The sequence below is a fragment of the Microbispora sp. H10836 genome (assembly GCF_012999525.1).
Lineage (GTDB): Bacteria > Actinomycetota > Actinomycetes > Streptosporangiales > Streptosporangiaceae > Microbispora.
The window spans coordinates 20731-37476 of record NZ_JABBWU010000011.1 but is presented as its reverse complement, the minus strand read 5'-3'; the positions used below and the strand labels follow the sequence as shown (position 1 = coordinate 37476).

Sequence of the window (16746 nt, the reverse complement as noted above, 5' to 3'; positions counted from 1 at the left end):
CGGCGGGTCTCAGGGGTTCGCGCTGAGCGGGCGCGCGGCCGGCGGCAGGGCCGCGGGGTCGGCGACCGGCCAGGCCAGCGGGTCCGGCCCGAGCGCGACGAGCTGGGGCACCTGCTTCCGGGCCCAGGGCGAGATGTCCAGCTCTCCGCTCATCACCTCGGCGGCGAAGCGCGTCCAGGGCTCCCACCGGACCGCGCCCACCTCCTCGGCGTTGGGCGCGGCCTCCTCCGAGACCACGGCACGGTAGACCGGGCACAGCTCGTTCTCCACCATGCCGTTGTCCATCACCGCCCGGTAGGAGAAGCCCGGCAGGATCAGGTCGACGGACTCGACGGCCAGGCCCAGCTCGAACCGGAGGCGGCGGATCACCGCCGACGACAGGGGCTCGCCCGGCAGCGGGTGCCCGCAGCAGCTGTTGGTCCACGCGTCGGGCCAGGTCAGCTTCGTGCCCGCCCGCCGGGACAACAGCACGCGGCCGCGCCGGTCGAAGACGTAGCTGGAGAACGCCAGGTGCAGTGGAGTGTCGGCAGTGTGGACGGAGGACTTGGGAGCGGTGCCGATCGGGTTGCCCTCGCCGTCGAGCAGCACGACATGTTCCTGTGAGGTCACTCTGCGAGAGTACGTGATCACCTCGATGCTGGTGTGACGGAGGGGCTTTATCAGGGTTCATCCTGATGCCCGGCACTGATCGCCCGCGTAGGCTGTCGCCGTGTCCTACGTCTCCGATCTGCGGGTGGTCCTGCGGGGGTCGAACTTCCGGCGGCTTTTCGCCACGCGGCTCGTCTCGCAGTTCTCAGACGGGATCTTCCAGCTGGCCGTAGGCGGCTACGCGTTCTTCAGCCCGGACCGGCAGGCCAGCGCGACCGCGATCGCGGCGGGCCTCGCCGTGCTGCTCCTGCCGTACAGCGTCCTCGGGCCGTTCGTCGGGGTGTTCATCGACCGCTGGTCGAGGCGGCAGATCCTCGTCATCGCGCCGTTCGTACGCGGGACGCTGCTGGTGCTGGCCGCGGGTCTCGTCGCGGCGGGGGCCTCCGACGGCGTCTTCTACGCGGCGGCGCTCGGCGTCCTCGCGGTCAACCGATTCTTCCTGGCGGCCCTCGGCGCGTCGCTGCCGCACGTCGTGCCGAACGAGCACCTGATGATGGGCAACGCGGTGACGCCCACGTCGGGCACGGTGGCCACGTTCATCGGGATGGGCGCCGGCGTCCTGCTGCGCATGGTCGCCGGATCCGGCGACGGGGGCGTGGCGGTGCTGCTGGTCTGCTCCGGCCTCGTCTACGGGCTGAGCGCGCTGATCGCGCGGACGATGGAGCGCTCCCTGCTCGGCCCCGCGTACGACCCGGACCTCCCGCAGGCCCGCGAGGCCGTACGGAACGTGCTGACCGGCCTGGTGGACGGCGCGCGGCACCTCGCACACCGGCGTTCGGCGGCGGCGGCCCTCGGCGGCATGGCGGTCCACCGCCTCATGTTCGGCATCTCGACGGCGACGGTGGTGATGCTCTACCGCTACAGCTTCACCACGAACCCCGACGACGCGCTGAAGGGCATCACGCTCGTGCTGGGCGCCGTCGGGGTGGGCAGCTTCGCCGCGGTGCTGGTCACGCCGTGGGCCACCGACCGGTTCCGGATCGAGACCTGGGTCCCGATGATGCTCGTGACCTGCGGCGTCCTGGAGTTCGCGCTGTGCGCGACGTTCCACGAGTGGGCGTTCGTGGCCGCCGGGCTCGTGATCGGCGTCGCCGGGCAGAGCGTGAAGATCTGCGCGGACACCGTCGTGCAGCGCGACGTCGAGGACGCCTATCTCGGCCGCGCGTTCTCCGTGTACGACATGCTGTTCAACGGCATGACGGTCCTCGGCGCGGTGCTCGCGGCGGCGCTGCTGCCGCCCGACGGCAGGTCCTATCTCGCGCTCGGCGTGATCGGCGTCGGGTACCTGCTCGGCGCGGTGCTGTACCGGGTGGTGCTGCCCACCACCACACGAAGGCCGCCGGTCCCCGCCGCCGACTGACCGCCTACGACAGGATTCCGGTGTCGCGGGCCCAGGCGAGCAGGGCGTCCCTCGCGGCCTCCTTGCCGATCAGGCCCTGGTCCATGCGGATCTCCAGCATGTGCTTGTAGGCCCTGCCGACGACCGGGCCCGGCGGCACGCCGAGGATCTCCTGGATCTCGTTGCCGTCCAGCTCGGGCCGGATCTTGGCCAGCTCCTCCTCCTCGGCCAGCCGGGAGATGCGCTCCTCCAGCTGGTCGTAGGTCCGCGACAGGGCCTGCGCCTTGCGCTTGTTGCGGGTGGTGCAGTCGGCCCTGGTCAGCTTGTGCAGGCGTTCGAGGAGGTGTCCCGCGTCGCGGACGTAGCGGCGCACGGCGCTGTCGGTCCACTCCCCCGTCCCGTAGCCGTGGAAGCGCAGGTGCAGCTCCACGAGCTTGGACACGTCGGACACCACGTCCTTGGGGAACTTCAGCTCGGTGAGCCGCTTCTTGGCCATCTGCGCGCCGACCACCTCGTGGTGGTGGAACGACACCCGGCCGCCGGGCTCGTTGCGCCGGGTCTTCGGCTTGCCGATGTCGTGCAGCAGGGCGGCCCATCGCAGCACCCGGTCGGGGCCGGCCGTCTCCAGCCCGATCGCCTGCTCCAGCACGATCAGCGTGTGATCGTAGACGTCCTTGTGCCGGTGGTGCTCGTCGATCTCCAGCCGCAGCTTGGGCAGCTCCGGCAGGACGTGGGCGGCGAGCCCGGTATCCACCAGCAGCGCCAGCCCGGCCCTCGGGTACGCGCCGAGGATCAGCTTGTCGAGCTCCTCGCGGATGCGCTCGGCCGAGACGATCTCGATGCGGCCGGACATCGCGGTCATGGCCTCGACGACCTCGGGCGCGACCGTGAACCCGAGCTGACCGGCGAACCTCGCCGCGCGCAGCATCCGCAGCGGGTCGTCGTCGAACGACTGCTCGGGCCTGCCCGGTGTCCGCAGCGTCTTCGCGGCGAGGTCCGGCAGCCCGCCGTACGGGTCGGCGAACTCGTGCTGCGGCAGGCGTACGGCCATCGCGTTGACCGCGAAGTCGCGCCGGGCGAGGTCGCCGTCGAGCGAGTCGCCGTACATCACCTCGGGCTTGCGCGAGGCGGGGTCGTACGACTCGCTGCGGTAGGTCGTGATCTCCAGCAGCCACCCGCCCTTGCGCACGCCGACGGTGCCGAAATCGATCCCGATCGTCCAGACGGCGTCCGCCCAGTCCTTGACGATCTCCAGCACCCGCTCGGGACGGGCGTCCGTGGTCAGGTCGAGGTCCTTGCTCGCACGGCCGAGGAGGACGTCGCGGACGGAGCCGCCGACCAGGGCCAGCTCGTGCCCCCGGGCCGAGAACAGCTCACCGAGCTCGTCGGCGACCGGGGCGATCCGGCGGAACAGTTCGTTCACGGCGCGCTGCTGGCTGTCGCTCAGATTTGAAACGGACAAGGCTGGGTAGGTCCTTCGGTCACGGAACAGAAACTCTCCCCCGATGGCCCAGGTGGTCGGGTGTCGCCCAGGGGGAGACACACCTAGCGATCACCAGGCCACGGACGGTTCGGGGGCGCTGGACGACGCAAGGAGCACCCGAGATGAAAGACGCTCTCGCGATTCACCGCTGGCTCCTCGCCCACCAGATCCACCATGAGATCGTACGTCTTCCGCGCCCGTTGACATGCTCGGACGAGCTTCCCGAGGTGCTGGGGGTCACTCCCGAGACGTGCCTGTACGTGTCGCTGTTCGAGGTGTCGACGCGCGGACGGACACACGAGGTGGCCGTGGTGAGCGCGGTGAACTCCTGTCCCGGGCCGGCGGAGGTGGGCGCCGTCCTGCGCGCCCACAGGGTAACCCCCGCGTCCGCCTACACCGTGAACTCCGCGACCGATTACGCGCACGGCCTGGTCTGCCCGCTGTTGCTGCCCGACGATCTGACCGTTCTCGTGGACCAGCGGCTGATGGAGCGCATCGATCCCGACGAGGTCGTCCACACCGCGACCGGCGAGCGCCGGACCGCGTTGCGGTTGCGCGCCATCCACCTGTTCGACCTGGTGGCGGCCAAGACCGTCGACCTGAGCACCGCCCAGAGGAGAGGTCTCGCGAGCCTGGTGAGTCCTATGCGGACGGCATAGGCCATAGCATTCTGGGCGTGCGCCGTACCTCACCGCCGGCCGGCACATGATCCGTAAGGCCGCGCTGCTGACATTGCTGACCGCCCTGCTCGCATCCCCCGCGGGCATGGCCGGTACGGCTGTCGCGGCGCCTCCGGGTCGTGTCGCGGCGGCGGCTCCGGCCGATCCGCTCCTCGTGAGCGAGATCACGCCGGAGGTCGTGCGCACCCCCGCCGCGCCCGTGACGGTCGCGGGAACCGTGTCCGGCACGCCGGGGTCCTCCGTACGGGTCGCCGTCCGCTACTCCCGGGGCCGGCCGTTCGCCTCCCGGACGGAGATGGCGGCCTACCTGGCCGAGCAGGGGTACGGGACCACCAACTGGAGCACCAGGATCCAGGCCACGCCGCTCGACCAGTCGGGGAAGCTCCCCTTCCGGTTCACCGTGACCCCTCAGGAGCTGGGCCTGCCCCGGCCGGGGGTCTACCCCTTCGAGGTCGAGGTGACCGACGCCGCGACCGGCCAGCGGCTCGGGATCAAGCGGACCTTCCTGACGTACGCCCCCAAGGGCCAGCAGATCCCCACGGTCAAGCTGGCCGTCGCCCTGCCGCTCGTGGACCGGCCCCACCGGGCCGACGACGCGACGTTCATGGACGACGACCTGTCCGGCTCGCTCGCGTCCGGCCGCCTGGCGTCGCTGCTCCAGACCGCGCAGGACACCGGCGACGGCGTGACCTGGTTCGTGGACCCCGCCCTGCTCGACGACGTCCGCGTCCTGTCCTCCGGCCCCCGGAGCGTGAAGGGCACGCGCAAGGCCGCCGACCCCGCCGCCGGCCAGTGGCTGAACGGACTGCGCAGCGCGCTGACGGACAAGACCGTCGTCGCCACGCCGTACGGCGACCCGGACGTGGCCGCGCTGGTCCACCACGGCCTCGACAAGCAGGCCGCGGCGTCCGTACAGCGCGGGGCCGCGCTCGCGACCGAACTGCTCGGCCGGGAGATCCGCGGCACCACCGCGTGGCCGGCCGGCGGCAAGATCGACCGCGACGCGGTGGACGAACTGGCGATGTCGGGCGTCACATCCGTGCTGCTGTCGGGGGACGCGCTGCCGCCCCGGGCCGCCACGCAGGACGGGCAGCCCGTCCTCCCCCCGGCGCCGACCACTCCCGACGCCGCGGCCAGGCTCGACACCGTCGCGGAGAACCCGGTCACCGCGCTGCTCGCCGACCCCACGCTCAGCACACTCCTCGGCGGGGACGTGTCCGCTCCCGGGACCGCGATGCTCGCGCGGCAGCGGTTCCTCGCCGAGACCGCGATGATCGCCTTCGAGCAGCAGAGCCAGCGGACCGGCCAGTTCGGCCAGTTCGGGCAGGTCGGCCAGACCGGCCAGACCGGGCAGGACACGACGGCGAAGACGGCCTCCCGCACGGTGATCGCGGCGCCCGAGTCGCACCTGTGGACCCCCGACCCGGCGTTCGTCTCCGGCCTGCTGCAGGCCGCCTCCGGCGCTCCCTGGCTGCGCATGACCTCGCTCGACTCGGTCAAAGCCGGCCGGGCGGGAACGCCGCGCGGCGACCTGACCTACACCGACCGCGACCGCCAGGCCGAGCTGAGCCGCTCCTACCTGGCCACCGTACGGAAGCTGGAGCGCAAGGCCGACGCTGTGGCCACCGTCACGGAGGAGCACACGGACGTCTTCCACACGGCCATACTCCGGCTGGCCTCCGCCTCCTGGCGAGGCGACGGCAAGCGGGCGGTCTCCTTCGCCGGCCAGGTGCAGAAGGCGATCGACGACCGCATCGGCCATGTGTCCGTGCTCGACACCCCGCGCGCCGTCGCGGGCAGCAACGGCCAGGTCCCGGTGAGCGTGGCCAACAACCTGGACAAGGACATCCAGATCAAGGTCCGGGTCACCTCGGCCAGCAAGTCACGGCTCGCGATCGACCGTCCCGGAGGGGTCTACGTGACCCCCACCACCAGGATCCTCGCGGGGCGCAGCCAGCTCGTGAACGTGCCGGTGATCGTCCGCAACGAGGGCGGCGACGCGAGCATCTCCGTGCAGCTTCTGACCGACGCGGACGAGAAGTACGGCAGCGCGGTGCGCGTCGTCGTGCGCGCGACCGGCTACACCGGCATCGCCCTCGTCATCGTGGGTGCGGCCGTGGTCATCATGCTGGCCGCCGTGGTGATGCGTGTCCTGCGCCGCAGGTCGCGCAAGGCGTTCCCGTTCGACGGGCCGAGGGACGAGGAGGGCCCGCCCGGGGACCGGCCGGGAGCCGTCCCGGCCGAGCGCACCCAGTCACCGTAGTTGGGACCATCCGGAGGAAGGCGGCCAGGAACACCATGAGCAGGATGCTGCGGGCCAGCGCGATCATGGCGGCCGGGACGATGGTCTCGCGGCTCACCGGCTTCGTCCGTACGGCGATGCTCGCCGCCGCCATCGGGACGTTCGCCCTGGGCGACGCCTACAACGCGGCCTACATGATCCCGTACATCCTGCTGGACCTGCTGCTCCAGGGCGTGCTGAGCAGCGTGATCGTGCCGGTGATCGTCCGGGCGCAGCGGCGCGACCCGGACGGGGGCCAGGCGTTCGAACAGCGGCTGATGACGCTGGCGGTGATCGTGCTGACGGCCGTCGCGCTCGTCGGCGTGCTGCTGGCCCGGCCGATCATGGACCTCTACACGGCCTCGAACTGGTCCGAGCACAAGGTCGAGGTGGCCGCCACGCTGGCCAGGTACATGCTCCCCCAGATCGCGTTCTTCGGGATCGGCTCGCTGGCCGGGGCGATCCTCAACACGCGGGACAGGTTCGCCGCCCCGATGTGGGCGCCGGTGCTCAACAACCTCGTGGTCATGGGAGTCCTGGCCGCCTACTACGCCGTCGCGTCGTCCGACATCGACAAGGTGAGCGATCGCGACCTCTCGCTGCTCGGTCTCGGCACGACCGGCGGCATCGTGGCGCAGGCGGCAGTCCTGATCATCGCGCTGCACCGGGCGGGCTTCCGGTTCCGTCCCCGTCTCGGGCTGCGCGGCTCGGGGCTGGGAGAGGCGGCCAGGGCCGCCGTGTGGACGTTCGCCTACACCGGCATCACGCAGATCGGTTTCTGGGTCACCACCAAGCTCGCGACCGGTGCGGGCGCACGGGCCCCCGGCGCCGGCAACAGCGCGTGGGCGTACGCGTTCCAGCTCTTCCAGCTCCCGTACGGGATCATCGCGGTCTCGGTGATCACGGCGATGCTGCCGAGGATGAGCAGGCACGTCGCCGACGGCGAGCTGGACTCGGTGCGCACGGAGTTCGCCTCGGCGGTGCGGCTGGTCTCGTCCGTCATCGTCCCCGCGGGACTGCTGCTGATGGTCCTCGGCCCGTCGGTCACCACGCTGATCTTCTCGTGGGGCCGCATGACCACGACCGACGCGATCTACATCGGCCACGTGCTGCAGGTGTTCGGCGTCGCGCTCGTGCCGTTCTCGATCTTCCAGCTCCTGCTGCGGGTCTTCTACAGCTTCGGCGACACCCGCACCCCTGCGATCATGGCGGGGGTGAACGTGGCGATCAACGCGACGCTCAGCCTGGTCGCCTACTTCACGCTTCCCGACCGGTACGTCATCATCGGGCTGGCGTTCGCCTACCTGATCACGTACGTCGTGCTCTGCGTCGTCGCGTGGGTGCTGGCGAGCCGGAAGGTCGGCGGGCTCGACGGCCGTGAGGTCACCGCCGGACTCGGCCGGATGTACGCGGCGGCGATCCCGGCCGCCGCGCTGGCGCTGGCGGTCCTGTGGCTGGCCAGGGAGCTCACCTCGATCACCGCGGTGAGCTCGGCCGTGGTGCTCGCGGTGGGCGGCGGCGCGGGGCTGCTGCTGTACATGGTGGCCGCGCACCGGCTGCGGGTGCCCGAGGTCCGCTCCATCATTGGACTTGTCGCAAGCCGGGTAGGACGGTAAGAGTCCTCAAGAACGACCGGCGACTGGAAGGTAACCCAGAAGTCCGATTCGGACGTTTTCCATCGGGAAGGCGGGCACAAGCGGCACGGCACTAGCATGGTGCGCCAGGGAGTGCGTCCCGCAGATCTTGCCCAACCGGTGGAGGCGGCAGGCAGGAGGGTCTCAGGGACGCGATCTGGAGTATCGGACCGGCGAGCGGAAGCGGGAAGGCGTGGGCGGAACCACCCGGCATCGGCTGATGCATGCCGACGGGCCGCGGAGCGGGGCGGCCGTATGAGCATGTCCACAGTCGAACCGGGGACCCGGCTGGCGGATCGGTTCCGCCTCGAGGACCGGGTGCACGAGTCCGGCGGCGCGACCCTGTGGAAGGCCCTGGACGAGATCCTCGCCCGGCCGGTCGCGGTCCACACGTTCACGCCCGACTTCCCCCGGGTCCAGGAGGTGGTCACCGCCGCCCGCCTGGCGAGCCGCCTGACCGACCCCCGCCTCACCCAGGTCTTCGACGCGGCCGACGAGGACGGCACGGCGTACGTCGTGAGCGAGTGGGTGAGCGGAGACTCGCTCCTCGACCTGCTGGAGAGCGGGCCGATCGAGCCCGAGCGCGGCGCGGCCCTGGTCGCCGAGGCCGCCGAGGCCCTGGCACACGCGCACGCGGCCGGCCTCACCCACCTGCACCTCACCCCCGGCCGCCTGGTCTGGACGAGCGGCAGCACGGTCAAGCTCCTCGGACTCGCCGTCGACGCCGCGATCCTCGACCTGAGCAGCGACGAGCCCGCCCGGGAGGACGCCGAGGGGCTGGGCCGGCTGCTCTACGCGGCGCTGACCGGCCATTGGCCCGGCGACTCCGACTGCGGGCTGCCCGCGGCGCCGCTGGACGACGGCAAGGTCTGCACACCACGGCAGGTCACCGCGGGAGTTCCCGGCTATCTGGACGCCATCACCTGCCGCGCGCTGCTGCAGGAGCCGCGACGAGGTCATCCGCCGCTGGCCACCCCGGCCGACGTGGCCGAGGCCCTCGCCGAGGTGCCCCGCCCCGCGCCGGCCCCCGTCACCACCGCGCCGCCCGCGCTGAACCTGCGCAGCGAGGCGCCGGACGGGCCGGCGATGTCGACCATGCCGCCGCGCATGCCGTCCCACCAGATGACGATGGTCCCTCCGCCGCGCCCGCAGACGGGCACCGCGAGCAAGATCCTGCTGACCGTCATCGTCCTGCTCGTGATGGCCGCCGTCGGCGTGGGCGCCTGGACCGTGGGCAAGAACCTCGGCAACACCCCGAGGGGAGTGGCCCAGTCGGACGCCGCGCGGCCCCCGTCCCCCTCGCTCAAGCCGGTCACGGTCAAGGCGGTGAGCGCGGCGGGGTTCGACCCCCTCGGTTCCGACCGCGCCGAGAAGCCGGAGATCGCCCCGCTCGCCATCGACGGCAAGCCGTCCACCGACTGGCACACCGACAGCTACAGCAGCGCCGACCTGGGACGGCTCAAGGACGGCGTCGGGCTCATCCTCGACATGGGGAAGCCGGTCCCCGTCGCCGACGTGGTCGTCTCCCTGGGCAACGGAGGCGGCGCGACGGTGCAGCTCAAGGTGGGCGACGCGGCGGAGCTGTCCTCGTTGAAGACCGTGGCGGAGAAGAAGGGCGCGTCGGGTTCGGTGACGCTCACTCCGGAAAAGGCCACCACAGGCCAGTACGTTTTGATCTGGTTCACCCGACTTCCCCCCTACAACGGGCAGTATCGTGGCACTATCTACGACGTAACGGTGCACTCCCCCGGATCGGCATAGCAGGGACTTGTGAACTCCCCACCAGACAATCCCCCGACGGCTGAGCATGCGCGCCGCGCGATGTCCGATGCCGATCTGCTGACCCGCCATCTCGGCGGTGACCCTCACGCGTTCAGCGAGATCGTCAGGCGGCACCGCGACCGGATGTGGGCGGTCGCCCTGCGTACGCTCGGCGATCCCGACGAGGCGGCCGACGCGGTCCAGGACGCTTTCGTCTCGGCGTACCGCAAGGCGGACAGCTTCCGCGGCGAGGCGGCGGTCACGACGTGGCTCCACCGCATCGTGGTCAACGCCTGTCTCGACCGCATGCGCCGCAAGTCGGTGCGCCCGATCGCCGACGACGAGCTCATCGAGGCCGCGGAGCGCGAGACCCCGGCCACCGACCACGCGGGCGAGCGCGAGGTCTCCCTGGAGGTCACGGCGGCGCTGAAGCTGCTGCCGCCCGACCAGAGGGCGGCTCTCGTGCTGGTCGACATGATGGGGTACGCGGTGGACGACGCGGCGGCGGTGCTCGGGGTCCCCCCGGGCACGGTGAAGAGCCGCTGTGCGCGGGGCCGCGCGAAACTCGCCCCGATTCTTTCGCATCTACGGAACCGATCTGACCTCACTCGCGTCTCATCCGGGAAGGGAGCAGAACTTCGTGACGGGTGACACGCACTACGACCTGGAGGTTCTCGCCGAGCTGGCGGAGGGTCTCCTCGACGACACGACGGCCCGGCGGGTCCGCGAGCATCTCGCGGTCTGCGACCCCTGCGGGGAGAGTCTTGCCGACCTGGCCGCGGTCCGCGAGGTCCTGGCGGCGATGCCGGTGCCTGCGATGCCTCTGGGCGTCGCCAGGCGCATAGACCGGGCGCTGGCCGCCGAGGCTCCGGACTGGGACCGCATCATGCGGGACGCCCCCTGGGACAGCGCTCCGCTGGAGAGCGTTCCGTGGGAGACGGTCGAGCCTCTGGTCGAAACCACGGTGGCCGATTCCGTGGAGCCGGAGCGCGAGCCCGCGCCGGTCGCTCCACTGGGAGTCGTCGCCGACGACGGCACGATCCGGCCGGCCAGGCGCCGCTCCGGGACGCGTACGACGGGCGGGAAGGCGTCCAGACGGCGCGCTTGGGCCATGCCTGCCGTGGCCGCCGCGGCCGCGGCCGTGGTGATCGGCAGCGGTGGTCTCGCCACCGGCCTGCTCTCGTTCGGCGACTCGCCGTCGCAGCAGGTGGTGAGCCAGGGCGAGCCCGGCCAGAGCCCGGCCAAGGTCCAGGCGCTGACCTACTCGACCTACGCCAGCGGCCACAACTACACCAGCCGGGAGCTGCGCGGGCCGCTGCTGGGGTATTTCGGCGTGGCGCCCGGCTCGGGCACCAACGAAGACGAGGACCTCGACACCTGCGTCAAGCGGTTCTCGAACGAGCTCGACCGCACGCCGATCGGCGTCGACAAGGCCCTCTACAACGGCAACGAGGCCACCATCATGGCGTTCTGGGAGGACAAGAGCATGAACGCCGTCCGGGTGGTCGTCGTGGACTCCGGGTGCCGCAAGCTGCGCCCCGAGGGTCTGGCCAGCTGGAAGTGACCACACGGCGAGAGCCGTACCATCAGCAGTGACGAAGCCCCCCGCGACCTCCGGGGGGCTTCGTCATGGCAGGGGTCGGCCCGGGAATGACCGGGGCCTAGGATCTGTTGACGGCACTGCATATCCACCGGGATCGAAGAAGGCGGGTCCGTTGAGCGACGTTCGGAACGTGATCATCATCGGGTCGGGGCCGGCCGGCTACACGGCGGCCGTCTACACCGCGCGCGCGGACCTCAAGCCGCTCGTCTTCGAGGGCTCGGTCACCGCGGGTGGCGCCCTGATGAACACCACTGACGTGGAGAACTTCCCCGGGTTCCCGGACGGCATCATGGGCCCGGACCTGATGGACAACTTCCGCAAGCAGGCCGAGCGGTTCGGCGCCGAGCTGGTCGCCGACGACGTGGTCGAGGTGGATCTGCAGGCCGACCCGAAGGTCGTCAAGACCTACACCGACACCTACTACGCCAAGGCGGTCATCCTGGCCACCGGTTCGAGCTACCGCGAGCTGGGGCTGGAGAACGAGAAGCGGCTGTCCGGCCGGGGCGTCTCCTGGTGTGCCACGTGTGACGGGTTCTTCTTCCGTGACCAGGACATCGTGGTGGTCGGCGGCGGTGACACGGCGATGGAGGAGGCGATCTTCCTGACCCGGTTCGCGAAGTCGGTGACGGTGATCCACCGCCGCGACTCGCTGCGCGCCAGCAAGATCATGCAGGATCGGGCGTTCGCGAACGAGAAGATCCGCTTCGTCTGGGACAGCGAGGTCGCCGACGTGCTCGGCGAGGAGCGGGTGTCCGGGGTGCGGGTACGCAACGTCAAGACCGGCGAGGAGACCGACCTCCCGGTGGGGGGCGTGTTCATCGCGATCGGGCACGAGCCCCGCACCGACATCGTCAAGGGTCAGGTCGATCTCGACGAGGAGGGGTACATCGTGGTCGATTCCCCGTCGACGCGCACGAACATCGACGGAGTGTTCGCGGCCGGGGACGTCGTCGACCACACCTACCGTCAGGCGATCACGGCGGCCGGGACCGGGTGTGCGGCGGCACTCGACGCCGAGCGCTGGCTGACGCTGAACGCCTGAGTCCCGGCATCGGGAATGCGGGGACGGTCCCCGCGGTTGTCTGCACCGCCACACCACTCACGCAAGGGGAGAGATACCGTGGGCGCGATCAAGAGCGTGACGGACGCGAGCTTCGAGGCCGAGGTCCTCAAGAGCGACAAGCCGGTTCTGGTCGACTTCTGGGCCGAGTGGTGCGGTCCGTGCCGTCAGGTCGGGCCGATCCTCGAGGAGATCGCCACCGAGCACGCCGACAAGCTGACGATCGTCAAGCTGAACATCGACGAGAACCCGGTCACGCCGCGGGACTACGGCGTGCTCCAGATCCCGACGATGAACGTCTACAAGGGTGGCGAGGTCGTCAAGCAGATCATCGGCGCCAAGCCGAAGGCCATGCTGCTGCGCGAGCTCGACGGCGTCATCTGACGCCGCTGCCGGCGGCACCACCGGAAGCAGAGCCCTCCGCGCCCGCGCGGGGGGCTCTTGTGTCGTCGGCGGGGGGCTCTTGTGTCGTCGGCGGGGGGCTCTTGTGTCGTCGGCGGTCACACGGGCCCCTGAGATCCCCTCAGACGGGCCGCAGGGCCCTCTCCGGGGACATCGATCCCAGCAGACGCTCCAGCGCCACCTCGACGTCCTCGCGCCACGACACGGCCGTCTTGAGCTCCAGCCGGAGCCGGGGGAAGCGCAGATGCGGACGGACGGTCTTGAACCCGACCGACAGCAGGTAGTCCGCGGGCAGCACGCAGCCGCCCGGCTGCTCCCACTTCAGGTCGCCGAACGCCTCGATCGCGCGTACGCCGCGGCGGGTCAGGTCCTTGGCGACGCCCTGTACGAGCATCCGGCCCAGGCCTCCGCCGGTGAACTCCGGCACGATGTGCGCGGTCATGAGCAGCACCGCGTCGGAGCTGACCGGAGACGTGGGGAACGCCACCGAGCGTGGCACGTACAGCGGCGGAGCGTAGAGCACGAACCCGGCCGCCACCCCGTCGACATAGGCGATCTTGCCGCAGCTCCCCCATTCGAGCAGGGTCGCCGAGATCCACGCCTCTTTCTCCAGCCCCGGGTCGCCCGCCTCCACCGCCCGCTCGCCGCTGACGGGGTCGAGCTCCCAGAACACACACCGCCGGCACCGGCGCGGCAGGTCATCGAGATTGTCGAGGGTGACGTTGACCAGCCGACGCGACACGTGATGCCCCAATCCCCGTCAGGAGTCCTGCCAGAAAAGCGCGCGAAAACGGCGTCTCCAGGTCGCATCGTAACTCAGCGGAAGGGCAGGAGCGGGTGCGCCACGAACAGCCGCCCACGACCATTAAAGGGGTTGGCCGGGCCGAAACCAGTGGGGCAGGAATGCAAGAAAAGGGGCCATTGATGGTCAATACCCAGTTGTGATGGGCGTGGCGCGTTACCGTACTCTGGATTTCCTGGCTACGTGATCGGAGGTGGACCGTGGCACAAGAGCTTGATCACGGTCGGACTAACGCGGCCCACGGGTCGCGCATTGACGCCTACGTCGACCGGTACGCCGCCCGCGCCGCCGGGATGGTCGCCTCCGAGATCCGAGCTCTCTTCGCCGTCGCGTCGAGGCCCGAGGTGGTCTCGCTCGCCGGCGGCATGCCGTACGTCAACGCGCTCCCCCTCGACCTGGTCAGCGAGCTCGTCGCCGACCTGGTCAGCACGCGCGGCTCCGTGGCCCTGCAGTACGGCTCCGGGCAGGGCGACCCCGCCCTGCGCGAGCAGATCTGCGAGGTCATGCGCATGGAGGGCATCGAGGCGAACGCCGACGATGTGGTCGTCACGGTGGGCTCGCAGCAGGCGCTCGACCTGATCACCCGGATCTTCATCGACCCCGGCGACGTCGTGCTCGCCGAAGGGCCCTCGTACGTCGGAGCGCTCGGGACGTTCAGCGCCTACCAGGCCAAGGTCGTGCACATCGCGATGGACGACCAGGGCCTCATCCCCGAGTCCCTCGCCCAGACCATCTACGCGCTCCAGGCGGCCGGCAACCGGATCAAGTTCCTCTACACGATCCCGAACTTCCAGAACCCCGCCGGTGTGACGCTGAACGAGGTGCGCCGCCGCCAGGTGCTGGAGATCTGCCACAGGGCCGGTGTCCTCGTGGTGGAGGACAACCCGTACGGCCTGCTCGGGTTCGACGGGGAACCGATGCGGGCGCTGCGCGCCGACGACCCCGAGGGCGTGGTGTACCTCGGCTCGTTCTCCAAGACCCTCGCCCCCGGCTTCCGCGTCGGCTGGGCCCTCGCTCCGCACGCCGTACGCGACAAGCTGGTCCTGGCCATGGAGTCGGCGGTGCTGTCGCACTCGTCCTTCACCCAGCTCGCCGTCGGCCAGTACCTCGCCACCCAGCCGTGGCGTGAGCAGATCAAGTCGTTCCGTGAGCTGTACCGCGAGCGGCGTGACGCGCTCCTGGGCGCGCTCGACGTGCTCATGCCGCCCGGTTGCACGTGGACCCGCCCCGCCGGCGGGTTTTTCGTCTGGATGACGCTGCCGGAGGGACTCAACTCCAAGGCGATCCTCCCCCGTGCGGTCGCCGAGCGGGTCGCGTTCGTGCCCGGCACCGGCTTCTACTCCGACGGCGGCGGCGCGCGGAACATGCGCCTGTCGTTCTGCTACCCGGAGCCGGACCGCATCAAGGAAGGCGTGCGCCGCCTGGCGGGCGTTATCGAGCAGGAGCTCAGGCTGCGGGACACGTTCGGCACCGGCTCCGCGCCGGGACACGCCGGCGTCGACACTCCCAGCCCGGATCTCGCCTAGCGCGTACGGCCGCTGCCCCCCGCGATGTCGGAGCCGCCCATGGGACCTCATGGGCGGCTCCTACGCTATGGATGGAAGTGCGCGACGCCTGCCTGGGACGACTTGGCGTACCGGGGGACACACCGGCGCGGGCGGGGCACTAGCCTGTTCAGGCTGGCCGTACTGACTTCTCGAGGCGAGAAAGGCCCTCTTCGTGAGCGAGCGAACGATGACCCAAGGATCGCCCCCCGTGCGTCCGTGGAGGGGGGCGCGGACCGGAACCGGCGCCGCCGTCCGCATGGGCGGTGAGGCGCCATGAGCGATCTGGGCCACGTGCTCGTCCTCGCAGGAGGGCTCTCCTACGAGCGTGAGGTCTCCATCCGTTCCGGACGCCGCGTCGCGGAGGTGCTGCGGGCGGTCGGCGTGGACGTGGAGACGCGCGACGCCGACGCCACCTTCGTGCCCGCGGTGCTGGCGGACCCGCCGGACGCGGTGTTCGTCACCCTGCACGGCGGCGCCGGGGAGGACGGCGCCATCCGGTCGGTGCTGGAACTACTCGACGTGCCGTACGTGGGCGCGACGCCGGACGCCTGCCGGGTCTCCTTCGACAAGCCCACGGCGAAGGCCGTCGTCCGTTCCTGGGGGCTGAACACGCCCGACTCCGTGGCGCTGCCCAAGGAGACGTTCCACGATCTCGGCGCCACGGCCGTGCTCGCCCGCATCATCGATCGGCTCGGCCTGCCGCTCTTCGTCAAGCCCTCCCGTGGCGGTTCCGCGCTGGGCGCGTCCATCGTACGCACGGCGGAGGAACTGCCCGCCGCGATGGTCGGCTGCTTCGCCTATGGCGACACCGCGCTCATCGAGCGGTACGTCCAAGGCGTGGAGGTCGCGGTCTCCGTGGTGGATCTCGGCGACGGGCCGGTCGCTCTGACGCCGGTGGAAATCGTGCCCGACCGGGGCGTGTACGATTACGCGGCCCGTTACACAGCCGGCCAGACGGAGTTCTTCGCACCGGCCCGGCTCTCCCCCGAGGTCGCCGAGGCATGCGCCGGGATGGCGGTCGCCGCACACACCGCCCTCGGCCTGCGTGACCTCTCTCGCACCGACCTCATCGTCGACGGCTCCGGCAAGCCGTACTTCCTTGAGGTCAACGTGGCACCCGGTATGACGGAGACGTCCCTGCTGCCGATGGCCGCGGAGGCCGCGGGCCGAGACCTCGGCACCCTGTGCAAGGGACTTCTTGAGCTCGCCGCCACCCGAGCCTGATCCCACCGCCGTTTCACGTGAAACACCCCTCCAGGCTTCAAGGAGATCCCTCTCCGCCTGGAGGGGTGTAAAGGCAGACGGTGCCTTCGCCCGGGACGCCCATCACTCTGACGGCATCGCTTTGGACGTCCACGACCTTGAGCGGGATCGATCACTGCAAGCGACCCTGGCCGGGGGTGCCGAGAACCAGGTCTGACCTTGCGCCTTGAGCGCCTTAGGACGCGTGTTTCACGTGAAACCGTAAGGCTGGCGGGGTGTCGACGAGCGCTGGGCGGGGTTGGT

14 protein-coding genes are annotated in these 16746 nt (G+C 70.7%); 11 read left to right on the top strand and 3 right to left on the bottom strand.

The annotated features are described in order from the left end of the window. Positions 1-9: 9 nt before the first annotated feature. Positions 10-609 (bottom strand): isopentenyl-diphosphate Delta-isomerase, encoded by a 600-nt coding sequence (gene idi, locus HHX30_RS20645; RefSeq protein ID WP_169983615.1) that lies wholly within the window; start codon positions 607-609, stop codon positions 10-12. A 100-nt stretch (positions 610-709) separates the two neighbouring features. Here idi and HHX30_RS20640 point away from each other — a divergent pair, with 100 nt between their 5' ends. Beyond that, positions 710-2008 carry an MFS transporter gene (locus HHX30_RS20640; protein ID WP_169983614.1) on the top strand — a complete coding sequence of 433 codons (1299 nt, stop codon included), beginning with the start codon at positions 710-712 and terminating at the stop codon, positions 2006-2008. 4 nt (positions 2009-2012) lie between these two features. Here HHX30_RS20640 and HHX30_RS20635 read toward each other — a convergent pair whose 3' ends face one another. Then, entirely contained in the window at positions 2013-3449 is a 1437-nt protein-coding gene (locus HHX30_RS20635; RefSeq protein ID WP_169983613.1) for a CCA tRNA nucleotidyltransferase, read from the bottom strand. A gap of 143 nt (positions 3450-3592) precedes the next feature. Here HHX30_RS20635 and HHX30_RS20630 point away from each other — a divergent pair, with 143 nt between their 5' ends. The 8 genes from HHX30_RS20630 to trxA all read left to right on the top strand — a co-directional run bounded on the left by HHX30_RS20630 (position 3593) and on the right by trxA (position 12873). Beyond that, positions 3593-4129, top strand: a complete 537-nt coding sequence (locus HHX30_RS20630; RefSeq protein WP_169983612.1) for an aminoacyl-tRNA deacylase — start codon at positions 3593-3595, stop codon at positions 4127-4129. Positions 4130-4175: 46 nt separating this feature from the next. Next, the gene (locus HHX30_RS20625) at positions 4176-6413 is read left to right on the top strand and encodes a hypothetical protein (protein ID WP_169983611.1); all 2238 of its coding nucleotides are present in this window, start codon (positions 4176-4178) and stop codon (positions 6411-6413) included. A 35-nt stretch (positions 6414-6448) separates the two neighbouring features. Next, on the top strand, positions 6449-8047 hold the full coding sequence (gene murJ / locus HHX30_RS20620) for a murein biosynthesis integral membrane protein MurJ (RefSeq protein ID WP_169983610.1): 1599 nt from the start codon (positions 6449-6451) through the stop codon (positions 8045-8047). A 279-nt stretch (positions 8048-8326) separates the two neighbouring features. Then, the gene (locus tag HHX30_RS20615) at positions 8327-9826 is read left to right on the top strand and encodes a serine/threonine protein kinase (protein ID WP_311922649.1); all 1500 of its coding nucleotides are present in this window, start codon (positions 8327-8329) and stop codon (positions 9824-9826) included. A 60-nt stretch (positions 9827-9886) separates the two neighbouring features. Next, entirely contained in the window at positions 9887-10477 is a 591-nt protein-coding gene (gene sigM / locus HHX30_RS20610) for an RNA polymerase sigma factor SigM (protein WP_169983608.1), read from the top strand. Then, a complete protein-coding gene (locus HHX30_RS20605) occupies positions 10467-11390 on the top strand; it encodes an anti-sigma factor (RefSeq protein WP_169983607.1) in 924 nt (307 codons plus the stop codon). Before sigM ends, HHX30_RS20605 begins: the two co-directional genes overlap by 11 nt. 151 nt (positions 11391-11541) lie before the next feature. Further along, the gene (trxB, locus tag HHX30_RS20600) at positions 11542-12471 is read left to right on the top strand and encodes a thioredoxin-disulfide reductase (protein WP_169983606.1); all 930 of its coding nucleotides are present in this window, start codon (positions 11542-11544) and stop codon (positions 12469-12471) included. A gap of 78 nt (positions 12472-12549) precedes the next feature. Continuing rightward, positions 12550-12873 carry a thioredoxin gene (trxA, locus tag HHX30_RS20595; RefSeq protein ID WP_310741774.1) on the top strand — a complete coding sequence of 108 codons (324 nt, stop codon included), beginning with the start codon at positions 12550-12552 and terminating at the stop codon, positions 12871-12873. A gap of 139 nt (positions 12874-13012) precedes the next feature. Here trxA and HHX30_RS20590 read toward each other — a convergent pair whose 3' ends face one another. Next, entirely contained in the window at positions 13013-13633 is a 621-nt protein-coding gene (locus tag HHX30_RS20590; protein WP_142573380.1) for a GNAT family N-acetyltransferase, read from the bottom strand. A 353-nt stretch (positions 13634-13986) separates the two neighbouring features. Between HHX30_RS20590 and HHX30_RS20585 the strand changes: the two genes are divergently transcribed. Both HHX30_RS20585 and HHX30_RS20580 read left to right on the top strand, forming a co-directional pair. Next, positions 13987-15219, top strand: coding sequence for a PLP-dependent aminotransferase family protein (locus tag HHX30_RS20585; RefSeq protein ID WP_169983810.1), 1233 nt, complete (start codon positions 13987-13989; stop codon positions 15217-15219). Between the two features lie 294 nt (positions 15220-15513). Further along, positions 15514-16464, top strand: a complete 951-nt coding sequence (locus HHX30_RS20580) for a D-alanine--D-alanine ligase (RefSeq protein ID WP_169983605.1) — start codon at positions 15514-15516, stop codon at positions 16462-16464. The last annotated feature ends 282 nt before the right edge of the window (positions 16465-16746 follow it).

What these genes read in the sequence shown, in the direction of transcription:
- HHX30_RS20585 (WP_169983810.1), top strand. Translation starts at nt 13,987, where the DNA reads ATGGTCGCCTCCGAGATCCGAGCTCTCTTCGCCGTCGCGTCGAGGCCC.
- HHX30_RS20580 (WP_169983605.1), top strand. Translation starts at nt 15,514, where the DNA reads ATGAGCGATCTGGGCCACGTGCTCGTCCTCGCAGGAGGGCTCTCCTAC.
- murJ (WP_169983610.1), top strand. Translation starts at nt 6,449, where the DNA reads ATGAGCAGGATGCTGCGGGCCAGCGCGATCATGGCGGCCGGGACGATG.
- sigM (WP_169983608.1), top strand. Translation starts at nt 9,887, where the DNA reads ATGTCCGATGCCGATCTGCTGACCCGCCATCTCGGCGGTGACCCTCAC.
- HHX30_RS20625 (WP_169983611.1), top strand. Translation starts at nt 4,176, where the DNA reads ATGATCCGTAAGGCCGCGCTGCTGACATTGCTGACCGCCCTGCTCGCA.
- HHX30_RS20615 (WP_311922649.1), top strand. Translation starts at nt 8,327, where the DNA reads ATGTCCACAGTCGAACCGGGGACCCGGCTGGCGGATCGGTTCCGCCTC.
- HHX30_RS20630 (WP_169983612.1), top strand. Translation starts at nt 3,593, where the DNA reads ATGAAAGACGCTCTCGCGATTCACCGCTGGCTCCTCGCCCACCAGATC.